The organism is Pseudoalteromonas sp. OF7H-1 (genome assembly GCF_022347825.1).
Taxonomy (GTDB): domain Bacteria; phylum Pseudomonadota; class Gammaproteobacteria; order Enterobacterales; family Alteromonadaceae; genus Pseudoalteromonas; species Pseudoalteromonas maricaloris.
Genome location: NZ_JAKRFX010000002.1, coordinates 272,736 through 293,343 on the forward strand (window position 1 = coordinate 272,736; position 20,608 = coordinate 293,343).

22 protein-coding genes are annotated in these 20,608 nt (G+C 43.8%); 20 read left to right on the forward strand and 2 right to left on the reverse strand.

Annotated elements, in window-relative coordinates; all coding sequences use genetic code 11:
- Positions 1–48 precede the first annotated feature (48 nt).
- From fliN to MHN30_RS03415, 18 genes are all read left to right on the forward strand, one after another.
- On the forward strand, positions 49–447 hold the full coding sequence (gene fliN / locus MHN30_RS03330; protein ID WP_010369124.1) for a flagellar motor switch protein FliN: 399 nt from the start codon (positions 49–51) through the stop codon (positions 445–447).
- Positions 447–905, forward strand: a complete 459-nt coding sequence (gene fliO, locus MHN30_RS03335) for a flagellar biosynthetic protein FliO (protein ID WP_039492513.1) — start codon at positions 447–449, stop codon at positions 903–905. The genes fliN and fliO overlap by 1 nt, the downstream gene beginning before the upstream one ends.
- Positions 898–1,635, forward strand: coding sequence for a flagellar type III secretion system pore protein FliP (fliP, locus tag MHN30_RS03340; protein ID WP_010369122.1), 738 nt, complete (start codon positions 898–900; stop codon positions 1,633–1,635). Before fliO ends, fliP begins: the two co-directional genes overlap by 8 nt.
- Before the next feature lies 1 nt (position 1,636).
- Positions 1,637–1,906, forward strand: a complete 270-nt coding sequence (fliQ, locus tag MHN30_RS03345) for a flagellar biosynthesis protein FliQ (RefSeq protein WP_039492511.1) — start codon at positions 1,637–1,639, stop codon at positions 1,904–1,906.
- Positions 1,907–1,908: 2 nt separating this feature from the next.
- Positions 1,909–2,688, forward strand: coding sequence for a flagellar biosynthetic protein FliR (gene fliR, locus MHN30_RS03350; protein ID WP_045989540.1), 780 nt, complete (start codon positions 1,909–1,911; stop codon positions 2,686–2,688).
- A 9-nt stretch (positions 2,689–2,697) separates the two neighbouring features.
- A complete protein-coding gene (flhB, locus tag MHN30_RS03355) occupies positions 2,698–3,828 on the forward strand; it encodes a flagellar biosynthesis protein FlhB (RefSeq protein ID WP_069018764.1) in 1,131 nt (376 codons plus the stop codon).
- An 84-nt stretch (positions 3,829–3,912) separates the two neighbouring features.
- A complete protein-coding gene (flhA, locus tag MHN30_RS03360; protein WP_039492505.1) occupies positions 3,913–6,015 on the forward strand; it encodes a flagellar biosynthesis protein FlhA in 2,103 nt (700 codons plus the stop codon).
- Between the two features lie 19 nt (positions 6,016–6,034).
- Positions 6,035–7,510, forward strand: a complete 1,476-nt coding sequence (gene flhF / locus MHN30_RS03365; RefSeq protein ID WP_239358241.1) for a flagellar biosynthesis protein FlhF — start codon at positions 6,035–6,037, stop codon at positions 7,508–7,510.
- On the forward strand, positions 7,503–8,363 hold the full coding sequence (locus MHN30_RS03370) for a MinD/ParA family protein (protein WP_010369106.1): 861 nt from the start codon (positions 7,503–7,505) through the stop codon (positions 8,361–8,363). The genes flhF and MHN30_RS03370 overlap by 8 nt, the downstream gene beginning before the upstream one ends.
- A gap of 2 nt (positions 8,364–8,365) precedes the next feature.
- On the forward strand, positions 8,366–9,100 hold the full coding sequence (locus MHN30_RS03375; RefSeq protein WP_010369105.1) for an RNA polymerase sigma factor FliA: 735 nt from the start codon (positions 8,366–8,368) through the stop codon (positions 9,098–9,100).
- A gap of 42 nt (positions 9,101–9,142) precedes the next feature.
- Positions 9,143–9,526: a chemotaxis response regulator CheY gene (gene cheY / locus MHN30_RS03380; RefSeq protein WP_010369104.1), complete on the forward strand. Its 384-nt coding sequence runs from the start codon at positions 9,143–9,145 to the stop codon at positions 9,524–9,526.
- A 19-nt stretch (positions 9,527–9,545) separates the two neighbouring features.
- The gene (locus MHN30_RS03385; protein ID WP_039492497.1) at positions 9,546–10,322 is read left to right on the forward strand and encodes a protein phosphatase CheZ; all 777 of its coding nucleotides are present in this window, start codon (positions 9,546–9,548) and stop codon (positions 10,320–10,322) included.
- Positions 10,323–10,335: 13 nt separating this feature from the next.
- The gene (locus MHN30_RS03390; protein ID WP_010369102.1) at positions 10,336–12,567 is read left to right on the forward strand and encodes a chemotaxis protein CheA; all 2,232 of its coding nucleotides are present in this window, start codon (positions 10,336–10,338) and stop codon (positions 12,565–12,567) included.
- A gap of 74 nt (positions 12,568–12,641) precedes the next feature.
- Positions 12,642–13,787 (forward strand): chemotaxis response regulator protein-glutamate methylesterase, encoded by a 1,146-nt coding sequence (locus MHN30_RS03395; RefSeq protein ID WP_010369101.1) that lies wholly within the window; start codon positions 12,642–12,644, stop codon positions 13,785–13,787.
- Between the two features lie 127 nt (positions 13,788–13,914).
- Entirely contained in the window at positions 13,915–14,685 is a 771-nt protein-coding gene (locus MHN30_RS03400) for a ParA family protein (protein WP_010369100.1), read from the forward strand.
- Between the two features lie 8 nt (positions 14,686–14,693).
- A complete protein-coding gene (locus tag MHN30_RS03405) occupies positions 14,694–15,455 on the forward strand; it encodes a chemotaxis protein CheW (protein WP_130164484.1) in 762 nt (253 codons plus the stop codon).
- A gap of 24 nt (positions 15,456–15,479) precedes the next feature.
- Entirely contained in the window at positions 15,480–15,977 is a 498-nt protein-coding gene (locus MHN30_RS03410) for a chemotaxis protein CheW (protein WP_010369098.1), read from the forward strand.
- Positions 15,978–16,409: a DUF2802 domain-containing protein gene (locus MHN30_RS03415; RefSeq protein WP_010369097.1), complete on the forward strand. Its 432-nt coding sequence runs from the start codon at positions 15,978–15,980 to the stop codon at positions 16,407–16,409.
- Between the two features lie 33 nt (positions 16,410–16,442).
- On the opposite strand, the gene MHN30_RS03420 is transcribed toward MHN30_RS03415, so the two are convergent.
- Together MHN30_RS03420 and MHN30_RS03425 are read right to left on the reverse strand one after the other, a co-directional pair.
- Positions 16,443–16,739, reverse strand: coding sequence for an EscU/YscU/HrcU family type III secretion system export apparatus switch protein (locus tag MHN30_RS03420; RefSeq protein ID WP_010369096.1), 297 nt, complete (start codon positions 16,737–16,739; stop codon positions 16,443–16,445).
- A gap of 5 nt (positions 16,740–16,744) precedes the next feature.
- Positions 16,745–19,195, reverse strand: a complete 2,451-nt coding sequence (locus MHN30_RS03425; protein WP_239358243.1) for a flagellar hook-length control protein FliK — start codon at positions 19,193–19,195, stop codon at positions 16,745–16,747.
- 103 nt (positions 19,196–19,298) lie between these two features.
- On the opposite strand from MHN30_RS03425, the gene ccmA reads away from it, so the two are divergent.
- Both ccmA and ccmB read left to right on the forward strand, forming a co-directional pair.
- On the forward strand, positions 19,299–19,922 hold the full coding sequence (gene ccmA / locus MHN30_RS03430) for a cytochrome c biogenesis heme-transporting ATPase CcmA (RefSeq protein WP_081489968.1): 624 nt from the start codon (positions 19,299–19,301) through the stop codon (positions 19,920–19,922).
- Positions 19,922–20,608: a heme exporter protein CcmB gene (gene ccmB / locus MHN30_RS03435; protein ID WP_010606377.1), complete on the forward strand. Its 687-nt coding sequence runs from the start codon at positions 19,922–19,924 to the stop codon at positions 20,606–20,608. The genes ccmA and ccmB overlap by 1 nt, the downstream gene beginning before the upstream one ends.

A 20,608-nucleotide genomic window follows, 5' to 3' on the forward strand; every position in this document is an offset into this window, starting at 1 on the left:
GTGAGACTAATTATGGACAACAAATTAACTTAATCAGGTAGTAATCCAATGAGCGATGATCAAGATACTATGGACGAATGGGCAGCAGCACTCGCTGAAGCCGAAGGTGCCGAAGGTGGCAGTGAGCCAGAAGTTGCAGAGTTAGATGAACTCAAAGATTCAGCGCCTGCATTATCGTCAGATGAAAAACGTAAACTCGATACCATTTTAGACATTCCAGTCACCATTTCTATGGAAGTTGGCCGTTCTAAAATTAATATTCGTAATTTACTCCAGCTAAATCAGGGTTCTGTTGTTGAGCTTGATCGCGTGGCCGGTGAACCGTTAGATGTGCTTGTTAATGGCACATTGATAGCGCACGGTGAAGTGGTTGTAGTAAACGACAAGTTTGGTATTCGCTTAACGGACGTCATTAGTCAGGTTGAGCGTATTAAAAAGCTACGTTAATGCGCTGGGGTTGGTCTTTAGCAGTGTTTGGCATCGCTTTTTATACACGGGCTGTCACTGCAACAACCTCAGAGACAGTACCTAAATCTTCTGTAGGGGCAGGTACCGCGGGGTTAAGCTCAGAGCTACTTTCCATGGGGTTGTCTCTGATGTTGGTGATCCTACTTATTTTAGGCTTAGCGTTCGTTTTAAAACGTTTAAATCCCAATATTGTAAACCAGAAAGACTTTAAGGTGATCCGCAGTATATCGCTCGGTACGAAAGAACGTTTGCTGGTTATCGAATTGGATGAAAAGCAGCATTTGCTTGGAGTAACACCAAATAATATCAACTACTTATACCAGTTGGAAACACCGTTAGATGATGTTAGCCGAACACCATTTGCAAATGAGTTACAAAAGTTTTTAGCGGGCAAAGGGCGAGTAGCCAATAACCATAATAAGAAAAGTCATGATTAGATTGCTGATACTCTGTTTATTACTGTTTTCTGGGGTAGCTTCTGCAGAAGGGATAGAAGCAATAAACGTTACAACAAACCCTGATGGCTCTCAAGAGTACTCAGTGACACTTCAAGTACTCGCCATTATGACAGCGCTGAGTTTTATTCCAGCAGCTGTTATCATGATGACTTCGTTTACTCGAATAATTGTTGTGCTTGCGATTTTGAGACAGGCGATTGGTCTGCAGCAGTCGCCATCGAATCAAATTTTACTCGGTTTATCGTTGTTTTTGACGTTGTTTATAATGGCACCCATATTTTCGCAGATAAATGATGAGGCGGTGCAGCCGTACATAAAGGAAGAAATCACGTCAATCCAAGCACTTGAACGTGCTAAAGAACCGATGAAAGCCTTTATGCTGTCACAAACTCGAATTAAAGACCTTGAAACCTTTGCCAAGATAGCGGGTTATGACAAGCTTGATAGCCCTGAAGACACGCCGTTTATCGTTATTATTCCGGCTTTCGTTACATCCGAGCTGCAAACGGCTTTTATTATCGGCTTTATGTTCTTTATTCCATTTTTGATAGTCGACTTAGTCGTAGCCAGTGTCTTGATGGCCATGGGTATGATGATGTTATCTCCAATGATAGTTTCCTTGCCGTTTAAGATTATGCTTTTTGTGCTCGTCGATGGTTGGAGTTTGGTCATGGGTACACTGGCCAGAAGCTTCGGATTGGGGGTGTAATGTGGAACCAGAAGTCTTTGTTGATATCTTAAGTGATGCATTGTTTTTAGTCATCAAGCTGGTGGCGGCGATTGTAGTACCTGGGCTTCTAGTTGGTTTAGTTGTTGCTGTGTTTCAAGCAGCAACATCGATTAATGAACAAACATTAAGCTTTTTACCTCGTCTCATTATTACTATCCTTGCGCTGATCATTGGCGGCCATTGGCTCACTCAAGAACTAATGGACTATTTTACCTCTTTGGTGATGCGCATCCCTGAAATTGCAGGCTAATCATGGAGTTCACCTTTGCGGTAATCATGCAGTGGCTAAGTGATTTTTTACTTCCACTGGTGCGGATAAGCTCAATGATGATGGTAATGGCGGGGCTTGGGGCACAGAGTGTACCTGCCCGAATTAAGTTTGCACTCGCCGTGGTCGTCACTTTTGCCGTGGTCCCCGTTTTGCCCAAATCAGAATTTACCGATTTGTTCTCCTTTTCGATGATTTTAGTTGTTATTCAAGAAATGGTCACTGGGGTAGCTATTGGGTTTGGTTCATTGCTACTTCTGAATACTTTTATCATTGCGGGTCAAATCCTTGCTATGCAAACCGGTCTTGGTTTCGCATCTGTAGTAGATCCGGCCAATGGGTTGAGTGTACCTGCTGTCGGTCAGTTCTATTTAATATTAGCGACATTACTGTTTTTTGTTTATAACGGCCATCTGATGATGATCCAAATGGTTGTGTATAGTTTTGAAAGCTTTCCCATTGCAGGGAACTGGTGGGCGGTAGACAATTTTTGGCGAATAGTTAATTGGGGGGGATGGATGTTCTCTACGGCTCTTGCACTTGCATTAGCTCCATTAACTGCAATGTTGATTATCAATATCTCATTTGGGATTATGACTCGAGCCGCGCCTCAAATGAACATTTTCTCTGTGGGGTTTGCTTTTACCTTAGTTGCAGGGCTTACCATTATTTGGGCGACATTGGGTAATTTTTTAGCACAATTTGAATTTCAATGGCTCAAAATGACAGAGCTGATGTGCGATCTAATTGGTTGCACGGTATAGGAGTCTGAAATGGCAGAAGATTCCGGTCAAGAACGCACCGAAGAACCCACCTCCAAGAAAATAGACGATGCTAGGAAGAAGGGCCAAATAGCCCGTTCAAAAGAACTCGGCACGACGTTTGTGTTATTGTTTTCTGCAATAGCTCTACTTTTGTATGGGCCTGGAATTGGGAAGGCGCTCTACAATGTTATGGGGCGAATGTTGTCGCTTAATCGCAATGAAACCTACGACACAACCAAGATGTTTGCTGTGTGGGGAGATATTGCTGCTGAACTGCTATTTCCAATGGCCATGTTTGTTTTTATCATCGCAATTGCAGGAATAGTGGGGAATACGTTACTCGGGGGCTTTAACTTTTCTTGGCAGGCAGCCGCTCCAAAAGCAAGTAAAATGTCCCCAATGAAGGGATTGAAGCGAATGTTAGGCCCGCAAGCGGCCATAGAGTTATTGAAGTCCGTTCTTAAGTTTGTATTAGTAGCTGGCTTTGCAATCTTGCTTATCAATATGTATTTTAACGAAATATTACACTTGAGTATTGAGCAAATCCCATCGAGTATAGAGCATGCGTTAGAAATCATTGCGTGGATGTTCTTAGCACTTAGTTGCACTATGATCATTATTTCAGCGATTGATGCCCCTTATCAAAGTTATAATCACCATAAGCAGCTAAAAATGACGCTGCAAGAAGTCAAGGATGAATACAAAAACTCAGAAGGTGACCCTCAGATAAAAGCGCGGATCCGTCGAACACAAAGAGAAATGTCGCAACGACGTATGATGCAAGATGTACCAGATGCAGATGTTGTTGTGACCAACCCTACTCACTATTCGGTTGCGCTTAAATACGACACTGAACGAGCGGGAGCGCCTATAGTTATTGCAAAAGGGGTTGATGAACTTGCGATGCAAATTAGGAAAATAGCCAAAGGAAATGAAGTGCCGATTGTGGAGTCACCCGTATTGACTCGTTCACTTTATCACACCACAGAAGTAGGTGATCAAATCCCTGAACAATTGTTTACTGCGGTTGCACAGGTACTTGCTTATGTATTTCAGCTGAATCGTTTTCAAAAGGGCAAAGGGAAAAGACCCGTTGCACTTACTCGAGATTTACCAATCCCAGACGATTTGAAGCATTAAAATTGCTCTCATAAAAATAAGCTATTAATTGGAACGCATATTGCATTTGTTGCTATGTGTCAATTTTTTTGCTTGTGTTAAGTTATGGAATTTAAAGCAGTTTTACAACAACTCAATCGAGATAAAAAAGAATATGCTAAAGGTGTGGGTACTCCATTGTTGGTGCTTGCAGCACTTGGCATGGTTATTCTGCCGCTACCTCCTTTTTTGCTTGATATTCTATTTTCCTTCAACATTGCATTGGCACTTGTGGTGCTATTGGTGACTGTTTATACCTTGAAGCCACTTGAATTTGGTATGTTTCCGGCGGTACTACTGATCGCGACTATCATGCGATTGGCACTAAACGTAGCGAGTACTCGCGTCGTATTACTTGAAGGTCATAATGGTGGTGATGCGGCAGGTAAGGTGATTGAAGCCTTTGGTAGTGTTGTTATTGGTGGTAACTACGCCGTCGGTTTAGTTGTATTTCTTATCCTTATTATTATTAACTTTGTTGTAATTACCAAAGGTGCAGGTCGTATTTCTGAGGTGTCTGCGCGTTTCACCCTTGATGCTATGCCGGGTAAGCAAATGGCCATTGATGCGGACTTAAATGCCGGTTTTATCTCTGCAGATGACGCCCGGGCTCGTCGTGAAGAAGTGACTCGAGAAGCTGACTTTTACGGTTCAATGGACGGTGCAAGTAAATTCGTTAAAGGTGATGCTATTGCAGGTATCGTGATCCTTGCCATTAATATAATAGGTGGCCTTTTCGTTGGGATGATCCAGCATGATTTAAGCTTTGGTCACGCGATGGAAGTATATACCATGCTGACAATCGGTGACGGTCTGGTCGCGCAAATTCCTTCTCTTTTACTCTCAATTGGCACTGCAATTGTCGTAACGCGTCAAAATGAATCGCACAACATGGGCGATCAGTTTAAAAACCAACTGGGTAATGAAAAGTCGCTGGCTATCGCGTCAGGCATTTTGATCACCATGGGACTCGTTCCAGGCATGCCACATGTTGCCTTCTTAGGATTAGGCGTATTACTTGGCTATATAGCCTATTACACAAGTCAGCAAAAGAAAAAGGCGGAGATTGAAAAGGCGGAACAAGCTGCCAAAGGGCCTGCCGCCAAAGGAGGCCATCAACAAGATCAAAAAGAGCTTGGTTGGGATGATGTACAACCTGTTGATGTGATTGGTTTAGAGGTAGGTTATCGCCTAATTCCTCTAGTTGACCAAGCCCAAGGCGGGGAGCTTCTCAGTCGTATTAAAGGGGTGCGTAAAAAGCTATCTCAGGAACTGGGCTTTTTAGTACCGCCGGTACATATCCGCGATAACCTAGAATTAGATCCAAATGCATACAATATTACTTTAATGGGAGTTGGCTCAGGAACCGGTGAGTTGAAGCATGGCGATGAGCTCGCAATTAACCCAGGGCAGGTGTTTGGGCCGATTAAAGGCATAGAGACTAAAGATCCTGCATTTGGCCTAGATGCAGTATGGATTAAGCCAGACCAAAAAGATGAGGCGCATTCACTTGGCTATACAGTAGTAGATGCTGCAACTGTGGTGGCAACACATATTAGTCAATTATTAACGAATAATGCGTCACTATTACTTGGTCATGAAGAGGTACAAAATCTATTAGATATGCTTGCGAAAAGTCACCCTAGATTAGTAGAAGGCTTAGTACCTGATATTTTACCGCTCACTACCGTGGTAAAAGTGCTACAAAATCTGCTTAATGAGGGCGTTGCAATTCGAGATATGCGCTCGATTGTACAAACCTTAGTTGAGTACGGACCACGTAGCCAAGACCCTGATGTATTAACGGCTGCGGTAAGAATTTCATTACGTAGATTGATTGTTCAAGATGCCGTTGGAAGCGAAGAAGAAATTCCTGTCATAACATTGGCGCCTGAGTTGGAACAGATGTTGCATCAGTCACTTCAGAACGCAGGTGATGAGGGGGCAGGTATTGAACCTGGCTTGGCTGAGAGGCTTCAAGAATCATTAAGAGAAGCACATCACAACCAAGAAATGCTAGGGGAACCGTCCATCTTATTAACCTCAGGTATGTTAAGAAGTGTGTTATCTCGATTTGTTAAACATACAATTCCAGGTCTTAGAGTGATGTCATATCAAGAAGTGCCGGAAGAAAGACAAATTAAGATAGTGAGCTCGGTTGGACAATAGAGGATAAAGGGGCTGTAACATGAAAATTAAACGTTTCTTCGCAAAAGATATGCGTACGGCTTTAAATGAAGTAAAAGAAGAGCTTGGTGCAGATGCTGTCATTATGTCTAACAAAAAGTTAGCGGATGGTGTTGAAATCGTCGCAGCAATTGATAATGACCGTACTGCTGCACCTGCTAAGCAAGCACCAGCGACCCATGCAGCAGCCCCAAGAGAAGCACAGACTCGCTTTGCCCGTCCGGAGCCTCGCCAAGCACAGCCAGCAAAGCAAGCGCAAGTTGCTGATAGCTTAGAAGCATTGCTTGAGCGTCAGGCACCGCGCCCACGCTCACCAGAACTTGCTTCTATGTTCTCCCAGTCGGGGATAGATACAGAGCAAATGTTAAGCAGCCAACGTAAAACACAAACTGCTGCACCGACGCACCAAGCGAAGCCACAGCAATTTCGTCGCCAATCTTTTGACTTTGATGATGATGCATTTGAGCAGCCACAGCATTGGGGCGAGTCGGATGAGTTAGACAACGGTTTTGGTGATGATTTACCTGAGTTAAATGCCAAGCCTGACGAAATGAGTGCAATGCGCGAAGAAATGAACGCTATTCGTCAATTACTTGAACATCAAGTATCTGGTCTAATGAAACAAGAAATGGCTCGTCGCGATCCAACCCGTGCGTGTCTTGTAGATCGTCTGGAAGGAATGGGCATAGACAAAGACGTTGCTGAGCAAATGGCATGCTTTATCCCTGATGATGTTTCTCGTAAAGAAGCCTGGAATGCATTGTTAAACATGGTGATCAACCAAATGCACACCACTAACAATGATATTCTTCGTCAAGGTGGCGTATTTGCGATGGTGGGTCCAACTGGTGTTGGTAAAACCACAACGGTTGCAAAATTAGCGGCATTAGGTGCACAAAAATACGGTGCAGATAAAGTAGCGTTAATAACGACTGATACCTACAGAATAGGCGCTTACGAGCAGTTAGCTACCTATGGTAGAATCATTGGTTGTCCGGTTAAGCAAGTTAAAGATGCAAATGAACTTGCAGAAGTGCTTTATCATTTACGCAATAAGCGTCTAGTATTAATAGATACGGCGGGAATGAGTCAAAGAGATTTGCGCTTAACTGAACAGTTAAATACACTTATGCGTAGCGCGAGAGTAGATATTCGCAGCTATTTAGTATTAAGTGCGACAGCACAGATGAATGTGTTACAAGAAACAGTAAGACACTTCAAAAAAGTAAATTTAAGTGGCTGTATTTTCACAAAACTTGATGAAAGTCTAAGTTTAGGTGAGATAATTAGCATAGCGATTCAAAATCGCTTGCCAATAGGGTATCTTACCAACGGTCAGCGAGTGCCAGAAGACATTCGCGTAGCAAATGCTCAAAAGCTAGTAAAAAAGGCTGAGCAATTGTATTTAAAAAGAATAAAAGCACAGCACTCTCGACGTGTACCTGTAGCGTCAGAGTCAGTAGGAATGTATGATTAACACAGTTTTAGATCAAGCAAGTGGCCTGCGTAGAATGAGTCAAAATAGCAACCAGGGTGTAAAAGTAATAGCCGTGACCGGTGGAAAAGGTGGGGTGGGTAAAACCAACGTCTCGCTCAATACTGCCATCGCTATGGGCCAACAAGGACAGCGAGTTCTCGTTTTAGATGCGGACTTGGGCTTGGCAAACTGTGATGTGATGTTAGGTCTAAGGGTAGAAAAAAATCTGTCGCACGTGTTGTCGGGTGAATGTGAACTAGATGAGATTCTCGTAGAAGGTCCCGCTGGAATTAAAATTGTACCGGCGACCTCAGGCTCTCAAAGTATGGTAGAGCTGACTCCCGCAGAGCATGCAGGACTTATTCGTGCATTTAGCGAGCTTAACACGCAATTTGATGTCTTAATTGTTGATACCGCAGCTGGTATCTCAGATATGGTTCTGAGCTTCTCTCGAGCTGCACAAGATGTGATGGTTGTGGTGTGTGATGAACCGACTTCCATTACAGATGCTTACGCGTTGATCAAAGTTTTGAGCAGAGAGCATGGTGTCTATCGTTTTAAAATTGTTGCCAACATGGTCCGCAGTATGCGTGAAGGGCAAGAATTATTTGCTAAACTTTCAAAAGTTACAGACCGTTTTCTTGATGTAGCACTGGAATTAGTGGCCACCGTACCGTTTGACGAAAACATGCGTAAATCTTCTCGCAGACAAAGAGCTATCGTGGATTTATTTCCGAGTTCCCCTGCGGCGATTGCGATTAAGGGACTAGCTGCTAAGGCAGTTAAATGGCCAATTCCGCATCAACCTTCTGGTCATCTAGAATTTTTCATTGAACAACTTGTAAACGGGTGATTATGGCTTCTCCGGTCAATAGAGCTGCGGGATATCAAACTTCAGACCACATTCATAAGGTGGTTGAACGGCATGCTCCACTTGTCAAAAAAGTGGCATGTCACCTGATTGCTCGACTTCCGGCAAGTGTGCAACTCGACGATCTGATCCAGTCAGGTATGATTGGATTGATTGAAGCATCTAAAAATTTCGATGCAACTAAAGGCGCTAGTTTCGAGACCTTTGCCGGGATCCGTATTCGAGGCGCAATGCTGGATGAAATCCGTCGTGGTGATTGGGCGCCTCGTTCTGTTCACAAAAATAGCAGAATGGTTGCAGAGGCTATCTCCGAGTTAGAATCTCTCCTTGGTCGAGAACCAAAAGACACTGAAATCGCTGAAAAACTTGATATATCTCTAGATGAGTACCATCATATTTTACATGATGTAAATGCAAGTAAAGTCATCGGTATTGAGGATCTTGGGGTTGATGAAGACGTGATAACCCCAGCAAACAGCGATTTTGCGCTAGACAAACCGTTTAATAACGTTAAAAATGAACGTTTTAACGAGTCTTTAGTAAATGCTATCAAAGCGTTACCCGAAAGGGATGCTCTGGTTTTATCACTTTACTATAACGACGAAATGAATTTAAAAGAGATTGGTGCCATCCTTGATGTCAGTGAATCTCGAGTAAGCCAAATTCACGGTCAGGCAATGATAAAGCTTAAAGCTAAAATCAATGACTGGATAAATTAGAGTACATAAAATAGTTGGGTTCGAACCTCACTGGAGGAAGTTTTGGATAAGAACATGAAGATTCTCGTGGTTGATGATTTCTCTACTATGAGAAGAATAATCAAAAACCTATTAAGAGATTTAGGCTTTACCAATGTTCAAGAAGCTGATGATGGTAGTACAGCACTTCCGATGCTACAAAATCAGGAGTTTGACTTTGTAGTAACTGATTGGAATATGCCGGGCATGCAAGGTATTGATTTGCTTCGTGCAATACGCGCAGATGAAAAGCTTAAGCACATTCCAGTGTTGATGGTTACCGCAGAAGCAAAAAAAGAACAAATTGTTGCAGCAGCGCAAGCTGGGGTGAACGGATATATTGTTAAACCGTTTACTGCAGGTACGCTCAAAACTAAGCTTGAAAAAGTATTTGAGCGACTAGGCTAACAGCAAGGGGATATGGCCTATGTCTGTAAATGCTGCGCCTCAAATTACACTTGAACAAGCTAAGCAACTTGTTGAGCTTCTAGAGCAAGGTGAACAAGAAAAAGCTGACCAGCTGATTTTAGAAGCTGCTAACAAAGAGCAATCGGAGTTATTTGCAGAAGTCGGAAAGCTGACTCGCCAATTACACGAGTCCTTGAAGAACTTTGAGCTGGATACTCGCCTCGCAGATCTCACGACAGAGGCTATTCCTGACGCCAAGCAGCGTCTTAATTATGTTATGGAAATGACAGAAAGCGCTGCTAACAAAACGATGGACGCGGTCGAAGAAAGCTTACCTCTTGCGCAGAACCTAGCGGATGAGTTAGCGCAAATAAAGCCCACTTGGGATCGATTGATGAGCAGAGACATTCAACTCGGTGAGTTTAAATCTCTGTGTCATGATCTCGACAGCTTTATGCAGACTTCAAAGACACGTACAGACGAATTACAAGGTTTAATGACGAATGTGCTGATGGCTCAGGACTATCAGGATTTGACTGGGCAGGTTATTCGGCGCGTCATTGAGCTTGTGAGAGAAGTAGAAGATAGTCTCATTCACCTCCTGACTGTTTTTGGTACTTCAGATGAAGCGCCTTCAACTGCTGTGAAAGCGAATGAAAACGAAATAAAAACAACCGAGACTATCAGTGATGAATTGTCTGGACCTGAAGGTCCAATTATTGACGCTGAATCGCGAGATGACGTGGTTTCTGGTCAAGACGAAGTCGATGACTTGCTATCTAGTTTAGGCTTCTAGTTGGAGAGTGTGTATGAGCTTTGAAGTCGATGAAGATATCTTGCAGGACTTTCTTGTTGAAGCAGGCGAAATATTAGAACTGTTATCTGAACAGCTTGTTGAACTAGAAAATAATCCTGAAGATAAAGAACTTCTCAATGCGATTTTCCGTGGCTTCCATACCGTAAAAGGTGGGGCTGGCTTCCTAGGTATGACCGAACTGGTCGATGCCTGTCACGGTGCGGAAAACGTGTTTGATGTACTACGACAAGGGCAACGAAAAGTAACTTCCGAACTGATGGATGTTATTTTGCAATCTTTGGATACGATCAACGAAATGTTCGCTTGTATTCAAAACCGTGAGGAACCAGAAGCGGCCGACCCTGTGTTGCTTGAAACACTCCACAAACTTAGCCAGCCTGCATCTGAAGACGAAGTCAGTGAAGTGATTGACGAACCTACTTCTGAGCCAGAACCTGTGGTGCCAGATTTAAGTGCTGATGATATTTTATTCGACGCCGATGTTGGTTCAGGCGATGATAGCGGCTCCAGCATCGATGAGATAACAGAAGAAGAATTTGAAAATCTTTTAGATGAATTACACGGTTCGGGTAATGCGCCTGCTGTTGCTCCGGCAACTAAACCTGAAGCTGTATCAACCACAGATGATGGTGATATCACTGATGACGAATTCGATAACCTCTTAGATGAACTTCATGGTGTTGGTAAATTCGGTGGAGCACCAAATGCAGAAGATGCTGTTGCCCCAGAAGCGAGTGAACCTAAGGCTAAATCAACCTCACCAGCAGCCCCAAGTGGGTCTACTGGCGACGAAGAAATTACCGACGATGAGTTTGAAGCTTTGTTGGACGAGCTTCATGGTAAAGGCAGTGCACCTAAAGCGGTCGATGAATCGCCAGTAGAGGTTTCAGAGACTAAACCTGCGCAACCAGAGCCTGTTAAAGCCGCGCCAGCGCCGAAACCTGCGCCAAAGCCTGCGCCCAAAGTTGAAGCTAAGCCTGCGACTCCAGCACCAGCACCGCAAAAAGAGCCCGAGGCTGCAAAAGCTTCCACACCAGCCGCTGCGAAGAAACCTGCGGCACAAGCTGAGACCACGGTCCGAGTTGATACTAAACGTCTTGATGAAATCATGAATATGGTTGGCGAATTAGTATTGGTTCGTAACCGTTTGGTTAGCTTAGCGAATAACACCAACAGCGAAAGCATGGGTAAAGCTATTTCGAACCTTGATGTAGTCACTGCTGATTTGCAGGGCGCCGTGATGAAAACGCGGATGCAGCCAATCAAAAAGGTATTTGGTCGCTTTCCTCGAGTAGTGAGAGACCTTGCTCGCAGCTTGAAAAAAGAAATCAACCTAGTTTTACAGGGCGAAGAGACGGATTTAGATAAAAATTTGGTTGAAGCGCTTGCAGATCCACTGGTCCACTTAGTGAGAAACTCAGTAGATCACGGTATTGAAATGCCTGACGTACGTGAAGCGTCTGGCAAACCAAGAATGGGTACAGTCACATTGTCAGCATCTCAAGAGGGAGATCACATTCTTCTCACGATTCGAGATGATGGTGCCGGTATGGACCCTGAAAAGCTCAAAAAGATTGCTATAAATAAAGGCGTGATTGACTCCGATCAAGCAAGCCGACTGTCCGATACTGAAGCCTATAATTTGATCTTCGCACCAGGGTTCTCAACAAAAGAGCAAATTTCAGACATTTCTGGTCGTGGTGTTGGGATGGACGTTGTTAAAACGAAGATCACTCAATTGAATGGCTCGGTAAATATCCAATCAGAATTGGGTGTTGGTACCGTATTAGAGATTAAGGTACCGCTTACACTGGCTATTTTGCCTACCTTGATGGTGGTCGTTGGAGAGCAAACGTTTGCGTTACCACTTGCCGGCGTGAACGAGATCTTCCATTTAGATTTGACAAAAACGAATGTGGTTGATGGTCAGTTGACTATCATAGTGAGAGAAAAAGCAATTCCGTTATTTTATCTTGAACATTGGTTGGTAAAAGGTGCGAACAGGGGCATGAGAAAGGCTGAAGGCCATGTTGTCATTGCGCAAATTGGCACTAAACAAGTCGGTTTTGTGGTTGATTCTCTTATAGGCCAAGAGGAAGTCGTAATCAAACCACTAGATGCGTTATTACAAGGTACACCAGGTATGGCCGGTGCTACCATCACATCTGATGGTGGTATAGCGCTAATCCTTGATGTCCCCAACTTATTAAAACACTACGCCTAATTTTATTAGGCGTAGTTCGAATTCTAGAGCGGCATTTGCTGCTCTGCTGTAGAGCAAATTAAAGAGCGTTGCCAATGGCAGTTAAAGTGTTAGTCGTAGACGATTCTAGTTTTTTTCGTCGTCGAGTCAGTGAAATTTTAGAAAAAGACAGTGAAATCAAAGTTATAGATTTCGCAGTTAATGGCAAGGAGGCGGTTGAAAAGGCCGCTTCATTGCGGCCAGACGTAATTACGATGGACGTGGAAATGCCTGTGCTTGATGGGATCAGTGCGGTAAAGCAGATCATGCAGGCCACTCCGACCCCAATCTTAATGTTTTCTTCGTTAACTCGTGAAGGCGCTAGTGCTACGTTAGATGCACTGGATGCGGGGGCTGTAGATTTTTTACCGAAAAAGTTTGAAGACATCGCTCGTAATAGCGAAGAAGCAATTAAGTCGTTACAAAATAAGGTAAAGGAAATTGGCCGCCGTCGCGTTAGCCGTTTTACTCGCCCTACTATTGCGACTCCGCCAAAGCGCGTCGAGTCTAGAGCAACTCGCGCTGATACAGGACGAGCAACGATCCCTCAACCGGATAGAAGTTTTCAGAGGCCTGTATCTGGTGGTACGTCTAGTGCTGCGGGTGCTAGAGCATCGGGTAAGAAATATGGACTGGTTGCAATTGGTACATCAACAGGTGGACCCGTTGCACTGCAAACAATACTAACTCAGTTGCCTGCAAACTTTCCTCATCCAATTTTACTTATCCAGCATATGCCGGCCGCATTTACACCTGCGTTTGCAGCAAGATTGAATAGTTTATGCCAGATTAAGGTTAAGGAAGCCGAGCAAGGTGATAGATTAATGCCTGGGGTGGCCTATTTAGCCCCTGGCGGTAAGCAAATGCTGGTTGAAAATCGCGGTGGTAGTAAGACACTAAAAGTGTTCGAAGATGATAGTCCAAGGATCACCTATAAACCCAGCGTTGATGTGACATTTGCAAGTGTTGCAAAAGCTTATGGTGGCGACACGTTAGCGATTGTCTTAACGGGAATGGGCGCAGATGGCCGAGATGGTGCTCGTATGCTAAAACAGGTAGGGGCCACTATATGGGCGCAAGATGAAGCGACTTGTGTTGTTTATGGTATGCCTCAAGCTGTCGCTGGCGCTGGACTTTCGTCGGATAGTATCGCCCTACAAGACTTTGCTGCGAGAATTAATAAAGAAGCGGGTAATCAATAGACTAAGTCATCACTTGGTTGCTTTGCTTGAAGCTTGTAAATATCAAACGTCTAAAAAGAATGAATAACACTGAGTTGGTATAGTATCTATTGAACGAAATCAATAGAGATAAGCGAAGGAATATAGAGTGAAAATTTGGACAGTAGCAAATCAAAAAGGTGGTGTGGGTAAAACCACGACGACGGTGAGCTTAGGAGGCATTCTTGCTGAACAGGGTCACCGAGTTTTGCTTATTGATACTGATCCACATGCTTCACTGACATATTACTTTGGTATTGATTCTGAAGAGTTAGAAGTCAGTGTGTATGATATTTTTGCACGCGGCAGCAGCATGACGAGTGAAGAAATTTTACAGTCTCTTTGCCCATCAACCATAGAGAATCTTGATATTTTGCCTGCCACTATGGCCATTGCTACGCTTGATCGTAGTATGGGTAATAAAACGGGCATGGGGCTTATCTTAAAGAAATCGCTCGAAAAAATAGCGGATCAATATGACTATGCTATTTTAGACTGCCCACCAGTGCTTGGGGTACTGATGGTTAACGCATTAGCAGCGAGTGAGCGAATTTTAGTACCTGTCCAAACTGAATTTTTGGCATTGAAGGGACTAGATAGAATGATGCGCACGATGGAGCTGATGCAGTCTTCACAGCAGAAACAGTATCAATATACTATCATTCCAACTATGTATGATAAACGGACCAAAGCGTCGTTGGAGGCGTATAAAACGTTGCTAGCAACATACAAAGAGGCTGTTTGGCCAGGTGTGGTTCCTGTAGATACTAAATTTAGGGATGCGAGTCTTGCACAGCAAGTCCCAGTACAATTTTGTCCTAAATCACGAGGCGTGTTCGCTTATCGTGCACTTTTGGACTATTTGAAGCAGTTAAGCTAGAGAGCATAATGAGTAAGCATTTATTTGCAAATGAAAAGGTGATGAAGCAGTATCTTGGCGCCCTATTACAAGAGGAGCCAGAGATTGAACAATGCGAATTATCACCGGTTGCAAAGCTACTTGAACAAGTAAAAGAGCCGGAATCCGAACTTGAGGATACAGACCTTCCAGTTGTCGTTGCTACAGAGCCTCAGGAGTCGGTGAGTGAAGTTATTGAAGAACAACCGAGTAAATTAGCTCAAGATCTTGAAGTCACTGAAAATACATCTATTATCAAAGAACAGACAACGATAGAATCCGTTTCTGCAAGGGAAGCCTATCAAGAAGGTGAATTTCAGGCATTGTTTTTTGAAGTTGCAGGCTTAACACTGGCGGTTCCGCTTAAATCACTTGGGGGAATACACCAACTGGGTGAAGTCAATCAACTCTTTGGTAAACCTAAATGGTTTAAAGGCGTGATGCTAAATCGTGAAGAAAAGCTTAATGTTGTTGATACTGCGCGATGGGTAATGCCTGAGAAGTTAACACCAAAATTAGAAGATGCTCTGGATTACCAGTATTTGATTACGCTTGGGGATAGTAACTGGGGACTGTTAGCAGAGAAACTAGTCAACAACTTAACACTCAAGCCTGAAGACATAAAGTGGCGCACAGCAGATGGTAAACGGCCTTGGTTGGCTGGGGTGATTAAAGAGAAAATGTGCGCGCTGATTGATGTAGAGAATTTAAACCGTTTGCTAGAACAAGGCCTCGATAGTCGAGAGCAGTAACTAGTATATTGATGGAGTGAAACCATGAGCCAAGATAGACTACTTTCTGCAGACAAAAATGCTGATAGTAATGATGAAGTATTGCAATGGGTTACTTACAAGCTTGAAGAGGAAACTTACGGTATCAATGTAATGCAAGTGCAAGAAGTATTACGTTATACCGAAATTGCACCAGTCCCAGGTGCGCCAAGCTACGTACTCGGGATCATTAATCTACGTGGTAACGTTGTAACGGTTATAGACACACGAGCTAGGTTTGGTCTGCAAAGTGCAGAAGTGACGGATAATTCGAGAATTGTAATAATCGAAGCCGAGAAGCAAGTTATTGGCATCTTAGTAGATAGCGTTGCTGAGGTGGTTTACTTACGTAGCTCGGAAATTGACAGCGCGCCAAACATCGGCACTGAAGAGAGCGCTAAGTTTATCCAAGGCGTATCAAACCGAGAAGGCGAGCTATTGATCTTAGTCGATCTTAATAAGCTATTAAGTGATGACGAATGGGATGAGCTGAGTCATATTTAGATGTCTGAAGTAGTAAACGCACAAACCGTTTTACTCGTCATATCAATAACCTCAAGCATACTTGCGTTAGTATGCTTGAGGTTTGTTTTTGTGCTGGGTAAAAAATTACAGGATGCGCAGGGTCAAACAGCGCAACTTTCGAGCTCACTACAAGGCTCTGAGCAACAAATAGCAATATTACGCAGCGAAGTTGCGGAGTTACGCGCCAGTATCATGAGTATTGGTAAGCGGGTGGTCGCAACCGAGCAAGAATTAAATGATGTTGCGAATCAGCAAGCAGCACAGAAATATGATGACCCCGACGCAAAAATGTATTCTCGCGCCGTGAAAATGGTGGAACTTGGCGCTGATATTGAAGAGGTGATGCGCGAGTGTGAGTTGCCAAGAGCTGAGGCAGAGCTGCTCATGTCTTTACATAACAAATCAAAATAATCGTCTAGAAAGTAGCAAGTTAGAAAATTTTGGCTATGCCTTAATATCTAGCTTGCCACGAAAACCTTCCCAGCCAGGTGGAAACTTACCACGCATAATGTAAGAAAAAGCGATGAGTTCAGCAATTACATAGTAGAGCTCCCGTGGGATCTCTTGGTGTAACTCAAGTGCACTGAGTGTTTGTGCTAATGATTCATCTTCATGGATCATGATGTTTTTCTCTTTTGCCAGCGCAATAATTTCCTCTGCCAGCTCGCCATATCCTTTAAAGGTGACCTGAGGTGCGCTTCCAGCTTCATATAACAGTCCAATAGCAGATTTTTGTGTCATCTCTTTTACACCTTAATGTTGATAATTGCGTGTTCATTAAAGAACTTATCTTGAAAGCTGGCTTCTTCTCTAAGGCCTATCTCAGCGACTTGTAGCCCATGAGATGCTAACTTATGTCTGAGTGTTGCCAAATGTGGCTCTGCGAGCTGCTTGACCTGGTTGGAGGTGGCTACTAATGCACATTCTAGGGCTTTATCCATCAGCTCGGCTTGGGCATGGATCTGACCTTTTTCTGCAAAATCAAAACAAAGACGAATAAACCACACAGACTTCTCTGGCATACCAGGTTTGGGCGACTTTTTATATTCACCTATTTGTAATTGCGTTTGCTGTTGCTCTTGTCCTACTTTTGTAGGGAAGAGCAGGTTAACAATCAACTGTGCTTCGCTGTCTTGTTTTGCAGAGTTGGTCGCTGTAGTCGGTGATTGTTGCGGTTGTAATTGGTTGTGCAATTGCCCCAATTCGCTTAACAGCTCTTTTGCTTGTGGTTGTTGAAGCGCGTCTGCTGTTTGCTTGGGGGAGAGCAGCTTTAGCTGTGGTAGCAGCGCATCCAGCAAAGCTTGTATTTTTTGCGTCGCTAGCTCATTGCTCTGAGCTTGATTTGCCACCTGACTACCTAATAGCGACACAATTAAACGGTCCAACATTTGTGTAAAGCTCGATTGAGCTAAACTTGTTGGCGTGTTAGCAAAGGTTGCCATGCCCAGTTGGCTCTCTAACTGGTTTTTAACGGTAAGCGCGCTCACTGAACGGTCATCAAGCAAGCGCGTAAATGCTTGGTTGACTAGTTTCTGTAATTCAGGTGTTTGTTTGAATGTATCTGCTTTTACGAGCTTTTCGATGGTTGTAGAAGCTTGGCGTAACATGTTTGGTGTGTTTTCTTTTTGCTCGGGTTTAGCCGTGGGCAGAGCAAGCAGGGCTTCAATCACCCCTTTAATTTGATTACTGGTAAGCTGCGGGATTTGGGAAGGCGTAGCGGTTACTTGTGTGCTTTGCGAATGTGCAGATTGCAACTGGAACGTCTTAGCAGAATCTACAGGCGCAGAACTCGCTTTACGATAAAGCGGCCGCGCTAAGGCTTGTGTCAGCTGTTCAACTTGCTTATTGCTAAGCGATAGTTTACCTGTGAGGGTGTCCAATAATAAGGACAGGGCTTTTTGTTTTACCTCAAAATCGACCGGTGGTGCTTGATATTTTGGTGTCTCTGCGAGCTGGTGTTGTAAGTAACGAGCAATGGAGCTGGCTAACTTTTCGTTTTGCAAAGGTGTGTGACTTTTTTGCAATGGTAATGGTTGCTTTGCCATCAGCTCTGTAAGATTAAGCTTTATTTGGTTTGAGAGTTGTTGCAGTGGCGTGCTTGGTTTATTTTCATTGTGAGCACTTACTTTCTCGCTTGGCTCAAGCAGAGTTGCGACCGAGTGACTCAAAACACCATTTTTACTTTTATTAACTGGGGAGTTCGTGGGCTGAACGATCTGACTTGTGAGTGGTTTACCAAAAGGTCTTCCGATCAGTACTTGCAACGCTTTTACTACCGTTGACTTAATTTGTTGCAGATTGACTTCAAGTAACGGTTTGTCATACGCCAGCGTATGTACTGATGCTAAGCGTGACTCAAGCGGTGAAGGTGCATCCTTATTGACTGCGCTTACCTGTTGCAGCAAAGCGCTAAGCGGCTTTATGGTTTCTACTTTTACTTGTTGTGTCGATTTTGTGATATCAATTCCATTGAAAGCCGTTTTTACTTCGCCCTTTTGCCATGTGTTTGCTGCAGGCCAGTTACTGCTTATTGGCGATAAGGTTACTGAACGATCATGAATGTTAAGTGTTATCCCACTTGGCTGCGGCTTCACCTCAACACTACTAAGTTGACTAGAGATAAGTTTTACAATCATTGACTTAGGTAAAGCCGTACTAAACAGCAAGTCTTTAAATTGATTGACGACCTGCAAGGAAACATTACTTTGTTGGGCACTAAGATGCGCAATAAGTTTACTTTCACTTGCGAGCAAGTCTGCCACGGCTTGCGGAAGCGGTATTTTTAAATCAAGCGCCTTGATGTGTAATGTGGCGTTTTGCAACGTGGTTGCTGAAGACTGTATTACTGGGCTTGGCGTATGCGTCTTTAGCGTCGTTAAAATATCAAAAAGCTGTTTTGTTAGTGTTACTTGTGCTTGTAGTTTGGGCGTTTGAAAGGTAACCACCTTGCCAGTTTCATCAATACTAACCTGTGCTTCTGGAAGCTGATTGGGCTGGGTTGGAGGCTTAAGCGCAAGTTGGATAGTTTGCCAGCGGCCATCAATTGCCACATCCATTTTTAGTTTATCGTTACTAATTTGGATATTCTTTGCTGCAAACGGTTGGTTTTTGGCTAAGTCTAATCTCGATACTTCGCTATTATCTGTGCTTATCACAGATGCTGTCGTCGTATTTGTTGTAATTGGCAGCTTATTCATTATTTTAAATCAAATTTTCGCTAATCGGTCGCATCGGATTATTCGTATTACCATACCATTATGTTAGACTAACGCCCAATTTTAGGTAAAGAGAAGCCCAAGTTTGCTAGAGATAGACGCCGTCACTTGTACCAAACAAGATAGATGCTTGTTTGACTCATTAAGTTTCACTCTCCATGCGGGGCAGATCATGCAAATTGAAGGCCCAAATGGTGCCGGAAAAACCTCTTTGCTGAGGATCATTGCTGGGTTCGCCAGAGCGGACGAAGGGCAGATCCGCTACAACAGCACTGACATCCGCGATGATTATGATTCATTCGCTGCCGATTTATTATTTATTGGTCATAAGACAGGTGTCAATCAACAACTTAGTGCCTACGAAAATGTCCAACATTGGCTTATGGTCCATGGCGCTCAGGCCGATGAAGAAGAAGTCTATACACTGCTTGCCAAGCTCGGTTTAATAGGGCTTGAAGATGTACCTGTGCGGACATTGTCGGCAGGCCAACAGCGCCGTGTTGCATTAGTACGTTTGTGGCTGAATCAAGCCAAGCTTTGGGTGCTAGATGAACCATTTACTGCGCTGGATAAAAAAGGGGTCGCCATGTTGCAAACCCAATTTCAGTCTCATCTCGACAAGGGGGGCGCCATTTTATTGACGACCCACCAAGATCTCACCGCACATTTTGCACAGTTACAAACCTTGGCGTTGGAGTACCGTTTGTAATGCAGACTCAACATTCTTATTGGTTAGCTTTTAAATCGGTTTATGCCAAAGATGTGACCTTGGCCTTTAGACAGCGAGCTGAGATAGTCAATCCTTTGTTGTTTTTCTTAATCGTGATCACCTTATTTCCGTTAGCAATTGGGCCCGAACCTGCGCTGCTTACCAGAATGGCTCCGGGTATTATTTGGGTAGCGGCGCTTTTATCGACTATGTTAGGTCTAGATAAATTATTTAGGGACGATTACAACGACGGCTCATTAGAGCAATTGATTGCTTCACCTTATCCTTTATCGCTATCAGTATTAGCAAAAGTAGCAGCGCATTGGACAGTCAGTGGTTTGCCAATGGTGGTGCTTGCGCCCTTGTTCGCGCTGTTAATGAATCTCGAATCGCAGTCTCTCAATGCGACTGTATTGACCTTACTGATAGGTACACCGTTATTAAGTTTTATTGGGGCCATTGGCGCAGGACTCACCGTTGCATTGCAAAAGGGTGGCATTTTAATGAGTTTACTCGTCCTTCCGCTTTATATCCCCGTATTGATTTTTGCAACGTCCGCCATAGATACCAGTAGCATGTCTTTAGCGTATGGTGGTCAGCTTGCAATCCTTGGTGCGATGCTTGCCGTCGCAATTGTTGCCGCACCAATTGCCATATCGTCAGCTTTAAGAGTGAGTGTAAGTTAA